Source organism: Streptomyces poriferorum (assembly GCF_019399235.1).
Lineage (GTDB): Bacteria > Actinomycetota > Actinomycetes > Streptomycetales > Streptomycetaceae > Streptomyces > Streptomyces poriferorum.
The window spans coordinates 1-7023 of the sequence record NZ_JAELVH010000313.1 but is presented as its reverse complement, the minus strand read 5'-3'; the positions used below and the strand labels follow the sequence as shown (position 1 = coordinate 7023).

The following is a 7023-nucleotide window of genomic DNA, read 5'->3' as shown; positions in this document are numbered from 1 at the left end:
CCCGTCAACCGCACCGAGACGCGCAAGGAGCGCCCATGACCACCCCCGCCCCCGTCTCCTACCGCCACGGCGGCCTGGTCTGCACCGACCACACCCTCGACGTGCCGCTCGACCACCGGACCCCGGACGGCCCCGCCATCCGGCTGTTCGCCCGCGAGGTCGTCGCCGAGGGCCGCGAGCACGAGGACCTGCCCCGCCTGCTCTGGCTCCAGGGCGGCCCAGGCGGACGCGCCGAGCGCCCCAACGCCGCGGGTGCCTGGCTGCGCCGCGCCCTCGCCGACTACCGCGTCGTCCTCCTGGACCAGCGCGGTACCGGCCGTTCCACCCCCGCCGACCGGGTCACCCTGGCCCGCTTCGGTACGGACTCCGAGGCCGCCGCCGACCACCTCGCGCACTTCCGTGCCGACTCGATCGTCCGCGACGCCGAACACCTGCGCCGCCACCTCCAGGGCGACCGGCCGTGGAGCGTCCTCGGCCAGAGCTTCGGCGGGTTCTCCACCCTCACCTATCTCTCCCTCGCCCCCGAAGGCCTCGCCCAGGCGTACATCACCGGCGGACTGCCGACGCTCACCGGCCACGCCGACGACGTCTACCGCGCCGCCTACGCCCGCACCCTCGCCCACAACGAGCACTACTTCGCGCGCTACCCCGGAGACCAGGCCCTCGCCGACGCCGTCGCCGCGCACCTGGACACGCACGACGTGCGGATGCCGGCCGGGGAACGCCTCACCGTGCGCCGTTTCCAGAGCCTCGGCATCACCTTCGGAACCGCGGCCAAGTTCGACTCGTTGCACTACCTCCTGGAGACCGCCTTCACCGAGGGCCGCGACGGACCGGAACTCACCGACACGTTCCTGCGCGGAGTCGACGCCGCCGTGTCCTTCGCCGAACGCCCCCTGTACGCCGCGCTCCACGAGCCGATCTACGCCCAGGGCGGCTGCCCCACCGACTGGTCGGCCCACCGGATCCGCCAGGAGTTCCCCGCCTTCGACGCCACCGCCGGCGGCCCGGTCCGTTTCACCGGTGAGATGGTCTACCCCTGGCAGTTCGAGGAGGACCCGGCGCTCGTCCCGCTGCGCGGCGCCGCCGAGGCGCTCGCCGCCCGTACCGACTGGCCGGCCCTGTACGACCTGGACCGGCTCGCCGCCAACGAGGTCCCCGTCGTGGCCGCCGTCTACCACGACGACATGTACGTCGACCGGGAGCACGCCCTGGCCACCGCCGGCGCCGTACGCGGACTGCGGACCTGGGTCACCGACGCCTACGCCCACGACGGCGTCCGGGCCGACGCCGCCGTACTGGACCGGCTGATCGGCATGGCCCGCGGCGAAGCATGACCCCCGGCACCGGGCAGGGTGCCCCCGGGGGAGCCCTTGCCCGGTGCCTATGATCAATGGGTCCCACACCGATCACCGTCCTGCCGCACCACCGGGGGTACCCCATCCGTTCCGTACGTATCCGGCTGCCCGAACAGCGTGGTGAACTGCTGGCCCGGCGCGAGGACGGCCTGGAACTGCACCATCTCGTGTGGCGGCTGGGACCCGGCTGGCGAGTGTGCAGCAGCGCGGTACTCGGCGGCGGCATCGGCCCGCGCGACTGGATCCTCAACGCGCAGGTGCCCGGCGGCTATCCACGCATGGACCCCGACCGCCACCTCGCCGAGATCGCCGCCGCCGAACGGCTCACCGGACCCGGCGCCGGGCTGATGACGGCCGCCGACGTCACCGCGTACACGCTCGCCGCCGACGAGGGCGTCACCGCGACCGCCACCTGCGGTCTCGGCGTACGGGGCTGGGCGGCGGCAGCGGCCGAGGGAAGCGGGGGACCGCAGCCGCCGGGGACGGTCAACATCGTCGTGACACTCCCCGCCCCGCTGACCGACGCCGCGCTCGTCAACGCCGTCGCCACCGCCACCGAGGCCAAGGTGCAGGCCCTCCTGGACGCCGGACTCGACTGCTCGGGCACCCCCACCGACTCCGTCTGCGTCGCCGCGCCCGCCCCATCCCCGGACTCCGGAGCCGGCGAACCGTTCGCGGGGCCGCGCTCGCGCTGGGGCGCACGACTCGCCCGGGCCGTGCACGCTGCCGTCCTCGAAGGCGCACTGCGGCAATCCTGATCATCCGAAGCGCCGCGGGCCGGACGCGGCCGACGAAGGGAACAGCCCTCATGACCTCAGCAGCCGACGCAGTCCCGCAGCGGCCGGCCGTCGCCGTGCTCGGGACCGGAATCATGGGTTCGGGCATGGCCCGGAGCCTGCTCAGGGCCGGTCTCGACGTCCGCGTCTGGAACCGTACGCACGCCAGGGCGGTACCGCTCGCCGCCGACGGCGCCACCGTCGCGGACACCGCGGCCGAAGCCGTACGCGGTGCCGCCGTCGTCCTCACCGTGCTCAACGACAGCACCGCCGTCGCCGCCGCGCTCACCGCCGCGTCCGACGGCCTGCACCGCGGCCAGGTCCTCCTGCAGTGTTCCACCGTCGGGCCCGCGGCCACCGCCGATCTGGCGCAGCGGGCCGCGGACCTCGGCCTCGTCTACCTCGACGCCCCGGTCTCCGGCACCAGGCAGCCCGCGGAACAGGGCACGCTGACCGTCTTCGTCTCCGGACCGTCCGCCGCCCGCGCGGTGACCGGACCGGTGCTCGACGCGATCGGGCAGCGCACCGTCTGGGCCGGCGAGGAGCCGGGAGCCGCCTCCCGGCTCAAGCTCGTGGTCAACACCTGGGTGATCAACATGGTGGGAGGCGTCGCGGAATGCCTCAACCTCGCCGAGGGGCTCGGGGTGGACCCGCGGACGTTCCTGGACGTGATGAAGGGCGGGCCGCTCGACTCCGCTTACCTGCAGGGCAAGTCCGCCGCCGTCCTCTCCGGCGACCTCACCCCGAGCTTCGCCCTGTCCACGGCACTCAAGGACACCCTCCTGATCCTTGAAGCCGCCGAACACTCCGGTGTCCGGCTGGACCTGACGGAGGCATCGGCCGCCCGCTTCGCACGTGCCGAGGAGGCCGGGCACGGCGGCGAGGACATGATCGCCACCTACTACGCCGGACGGCCCCCGGAGAAGGACGGCGGCTGATCGCGGTCGCGCCCGGCACCGGCGCCCGTCAGACGACCCGCACCTCGTGCCGGACCACCGCGTCGAACAGATAGCCCTGTGTGTTGTGCACGGCGACGTCCGGCTGGACGCGGCCCGACCGGTCCGTGGCCCGTGCCAGCAGTACGGCCGGGCCACGCGCCCCGGGCACCCAGTCGGCCGACCAGCGCACCCAGCTGCCGCTCCGCGGTTCGTCACGCAGCCGCGCCCGGCGCCACCGCGTGCCCCCGTCCGTGCTGATCTCGACCGTGCGCACAGGCGCCCCGCCCGACCACGACCGCCCGGTCAGCACCTGGCGCCGATGGGCGGGGAACTCCGCATCCGGTGCCAGCTCGAAAGCGCTCTTCAGTGTCTGCCGGGTCAGCGGTGCACTGCCCTCGGCCGGGTAGCCGGGACCGAAGAGCCGGTAGAGGCCGGTGTTCCACGGGGACACCAGGGGCTGCGCGCTCACCTCGATGTCGCCGACCCACTTGATGTTCGCGATCCCGATCCAGGACGGCACGATCAGCCGCACCGGAGCGCCGTGATCAGGCGGCAGCGGTTCGCCGTTCATCTCGTACGCGAGGAGCACGTCGTCCAGCGCCTTCGCCACCGGCAGCGGCCGGCGCACGTGCCCGAGGTTGATCCCGTCGCTGACCACCTCGTCGTCGAGGCCCCGCGGCAGCACGTCGACGGCGTGCCGGGTGATGCCTGCGCGGTGCAGTACGTCGGCGAGCCGTACCCCGCGCCAGCGTGCCGTACCGATAGCCCCCAGGGTCCAGGCCGTCCCGCTGACCTGCTGCCCCTGCTGCTTCGTGTAGTAGCTGCGGGCGTTGCCCGCGCACTCGACGAACGCGGTTCGGGTCACCGACGGAAGCGCGAGCAGCTCGTCGTACGTGAACTCCACCGCGGGGCCGCCGAGTCCGTCGCCCCACACCTTGAGCCGCCAGCCGGCCGCCTCGATCCGCGGCGTCACCGTGTGGTTGCGTACGAAGAACCGCTCGGCCGGGGTGAGCAGCCCGGTCGTGCGCAGCGCGGCGAAGTTCGTCTCCGCGTTGGTGCCGCGCACCGTGAACACCTCGGGCGGCAGCGGCTTGACGATGCCCGGGGCGGCGGCAGCGGACGCCGCGTGCGCGGGAGCGGCGAGTCCGGCGAGCGGGGCCGCCACCGAAGCCGCCGCGACCAGCCGCAGCAGATCACGGCGCTCGATCCCCGCGGAGCGCGCGGCACCGCGCGCCCACTGGCGCAGCCTCATCCGGTCGTAGGACGCCTCGGACGGCGGAACGGAACTCATGGACGACTCCAGGGGCGAGAGGAGAGCGGGACGGCAGAGGGAACAGAGGCGAGGGTGTGCGCCGTCGGTCCCGCAGCGCGGATCAGCCGTTCGACGGCGTGGGCACGCGACAACGCCCGCCGAGGCGGCACGCGGTGGACGCGAGGCGTCCCGGATCCACGTGCCGCCGCGAGGAGGGAGCCGGGTTCGCGGGCATGCGGGTGAGCGTGTCAGCGGCCCATCGGGGCGTCAACGCACTCCCTCTGGGCCCAGGACCTGCCGGGACCGTACGAGGACCGGACCGGCCGACCCGCCCAGTGCGGCCCCGAGCCCCCGGCACGGCCTCGACCTGCGCGGACGCGGTACCGGGGAGATCCGGCACGCCGGGCAGGGGCAGGGGGCCGGTGGTGTTCCCGGGGGGTGTTGATTTCATCGTGCCGCAATGTTCGGACGGCCGCGGCGGCAGGCCCCGGCGCGGACCGCGTCCGGACACACGTGCGGGGTCCGGGCCGCCGTGGCGACCCGGACCCCGCACGTCATGCTCACTCCTCGATGGTCATCCCGTCACGGAGCCTGTGCAGGATCCGGCTGATCAGCCGGGAGACGTGCATCTGCGAGATGCCGAGCTCGGCGCCGATCTGCGACTGCGTCATCTCCTGGCCGAACCGCATGTCGATGATGCGACGCTCACGCTTGTCCAGATCGCCCAGCAGCGGTGCCAGGGCGTGCAGGTTCTCGACCGTCTCCATGGCCGGATCCGGACTGCCCAGCACATCCGCGAAGGTCCGCCCCGTGGTGCTGTGCTGCCCCGAGTCGGTCGTGGGGGCCGGCATGTCCAGCGAACCCGCGGTGTACCCGTTGGCCGCCACGATGCCCTCGGTGACCTCTTCCTCGCTCAGCCCCAGGTGCTCGGCGAGCTCGGGAACGGTGGGGTCGCGGTCGAGCTCGCCGGCCAGGGCCTCCTTGGTCTTGGCGATGTCGACCCGCAACTCCTGGAGCCGGCGCGGGACATGGACGGCCCAGCTGGTGTCACGGAAGAACCGCTTGATCTCCCCGGTGATGTACGGAACCGCGAAGGAGGTGAACTCGACCTCGCGGGACAGGTCGAACCGGTCGATGGCCTTGATCAGCCCGATGGTGCCGACCTGGACGATGTCCTCCATGTCGCCGCTGCCCCGGTTCCTGAACCGGCCGGCGGCGAACCGGACGAGGGAGAGGTTCATCTCGATGAGCGTGTTCCGCGCGTACTGATGGGCGGGCGTCCCCTCCTCCAGGACCTGGAGGCGGTCGAAGAACAGCCGGGACAGTTCCCGAGCGTCGGTGGGCGCCACCTTGCCCGCGTCCTCGATCCACGGCAGGTCGCCGAGGTCCGAGGGGGCCGGCCCGGTGCCCGTGAGTTCGTCCTGCCCGGCGACAGCCTTCACGGCTGCTCCCCGGCCGGCCGGTGCGGACCGTGCACTCTCCGCTCGCCCCGCACCGGCAGTCCGCGCAGTGTGCGTCGTCATCTCGTCACGCTCCCCTGGTGGTAGGCCATCAGGTGTAGACGCCTGCCCCCTCAGGAGGTTCCCATGCGCACAAACGGAATTTGATCAGTGACTTGGCGTCAATGGCCGGAAGCCGACGGGCTTCCCGCCTCCTGGGCGGGGCTCGGTATCCCGGGCACGCAGAACCGCCCCACCGGTACGGGGGAGCCCGGTGGGGCGGTCATCACCAGAGTGCCACAGCCGCGGCCGCCAGGGGGCGGGCCGACGCGTATCCGGCGGTAGTTGAGTCGAAATCGACGGTGCGCCGAGGGGGCCCGGCCCAGGGGCGGGGCCGTCAGTCGCGCGGGTATCCGACGACCGTGTGGGTGACCGCGGGGCAGTCCTCGGTGGTGTAGTAGTGGCTGCACTGTGCCGAGAAACGGGCGGTGTCCCCCGCCTCCAGGAGGTACGGAACGTCGTTCACCACCAGCGTCACCTGACCGGACATCACAAGCACGTACTCCACCGAGTCCGCACCGTGCGAACTGACCTGGCTCTGCGCGTGCGGGTGGAGCCTGGTCCGGTAGATCTCCAGGCGGCCCTGCTCATGACCGGAGTACAGCAGGCTGACCGAGGTCTCGTCCTCGGGCTCGTCCAGCGAGGAGGCCCGGATGATCTCCGGTTCCAGCAGCGGCTGGCGCAGCAGATCCGTGCAGTTGGTGCCCAGCACGTCGGCGATCCGGACCAGCACGTCAACGGTCGGATTGGCCTCCGCCCGCTCTATCTGGGACAGCAGCCCCTTGCTGACGCCGGTCGCGGCCGACAGTTCACGCAGGCTCCAACCCCTGGCGAGCCGACGACGGTTGAGATTTCCGGCCAGGGAAGCCCGTACACCGGAGGCGGACTTCCCCGCCTCCGGCGGACGCGCGGCCGGGGGCGGTCCGGCGTCGGTGGTCGTCTCGGACACCGTTCCTCCTCGCTCTCGGTGGTACGCGCAGGTCAGCGGCACACTCTACCCGCGCCGGCGCAGACCGGTCAGGGGCGACGACTGTTGCCGGCGGCCCCGGGAACCGCGTCGATCATGCGGCGGGTCCAGGGGTGCCGCGGGGCGTCCAGGACCTGGGCGGCGACCCCCTGCTCGACGATCCGCCCCCGGTGCATCACGGCCACCAGGTCCGCGATCTGCCGCACCACGCCCAGGTCGTGGGTGATGAACAG

6 protein-coding genes and 1 pseudogene are annotated in these 7023 nt (G+C 72.8%); 3 read left to right on the top strand and 4 right to left on the bottom strand.

Annotation, left to right across the window (positions count from 1 at the left end; translation table 11 throughout):
* Positions 1-35 precede the first annotated feature (35 nt).
* From JGS39_RS34140 to JGS39_RS34130, 3 genes are read left to right on the top strand one after another with little or no spacing between them, the layout of a single operon-like run.
* Positions 36-1337, top strand: coding sequence for an alpha/beta fold hydrolase (locus JGS39_RS34140; RefSeq protein WP_219573631.1), 1302 nt, complete (start codon positions 36-38; stop codon positions 1335-1337).
* A 56-nt stretch (positions 1338-1393) separates the two neighbouring features.
* Positions 1394-2116, top strand: coding sequence for an adenosylcobinamide amidohydrolase (locus JGS39_RS34135; protein ID WP_236064138.1), 723 nt, complete (start codon positions 1394-1396; stop codon positions 2114-2116).
* Between the two features lie 50 nt (positions 2117-2166).
* On the top strand, positions 2167-3072 hold the full coding sequence (locus tag JGS39_RS34130) for an NAD(P)-dependent oxidoreductase (protein ID WP_219573630.1): 906 nt from the start codon (positions 2167-2169) through the stop codon (positions 3070-3072).
* 28 nt (positions 3073-3100) lie between these two features.
* Here the strand turns inward: JGS39_RS34130 and JGS39_RS34125 are convergent, their stop codons facing one another.
* The 4 genes and pseudogenes from JGS39_RS34125 to JGS39_RS34110 form a co-directional block, all read right to left on the bottom strand.
* Positions 3101-4363: a sulfite oxidase gene (locus JGS39_RS34125; protein ID WP_219573629.1), complete on the bottom strand. Its 1263-nt coding sequence runs from the start codon at positions 4361-4363 to the stop codon at positions 3101-3103.
* A gap of 521 nt (positions 4364-4884) precedes the next feature.
* Entirely contained in the window at positions 4885-5847 is a 963-nt protein-coding gene (locus JGS39_RS34120) for an RNA polymerase sigma factor SigF (RefSeq protein ID WP_219573628.1), read from the bottom strand.
* A gap of 313 nt (positions 5848-6160) precedes the next feature.
* Positions 6161-6772, bottom strand: coding sequence for a helix-turn-helix domain-containing protein (locus JGS39_RS34115; protein WP_219573627.1), 612 nt, complete (start codon positions 6770-6772; stop codon positions 6161-6163).
* Between the two features lie 68 nt (positions 6773-6840).
* Positions 6841-7023: pseudogene (locus tag JGS39_RS34110) on the bottom strand (ABC transporter ATP-binding protein); the annotation flags it as partial.

Coding starts and splice junctions, on each gene's coding strand:
- JGS39_RS34130 (WP_219573630.1), top strand. CDS start 2,167: ATGACCTCAGCAGCCGACGCAGTCCCGCAGCGGCCGGCCGTCGCCGTG.
- JGS39_RS34120 (WP_219573628.1), bottom strand. CDS start 5,847: ATGACGACGCACACTGCGCGGACTGCCGGTGCGGGGCGAGCGGAGAGT.
- JGS39_RS34135 (WP_236064138.1), top strand. CDS start 1,394: ATGGGTCCCACACCGATCACCGTCCTGCCGCACCACCGGGGGTACCCC.
- JGS39_RS34140 (WP_219573631.1), top strand. CDS start 36: ATGACCACCCCCGCCCCCGTCTCCTACCGCCACGGCGGCCTGGTCTGC.
- JGS39_RS34125 (WP_219573629.1), bottom strand. CDS start 4,363: ATGAGTTCCGTTCCGCCGTCCGAGGCGTCCTACGACCGGATGAGGCTG.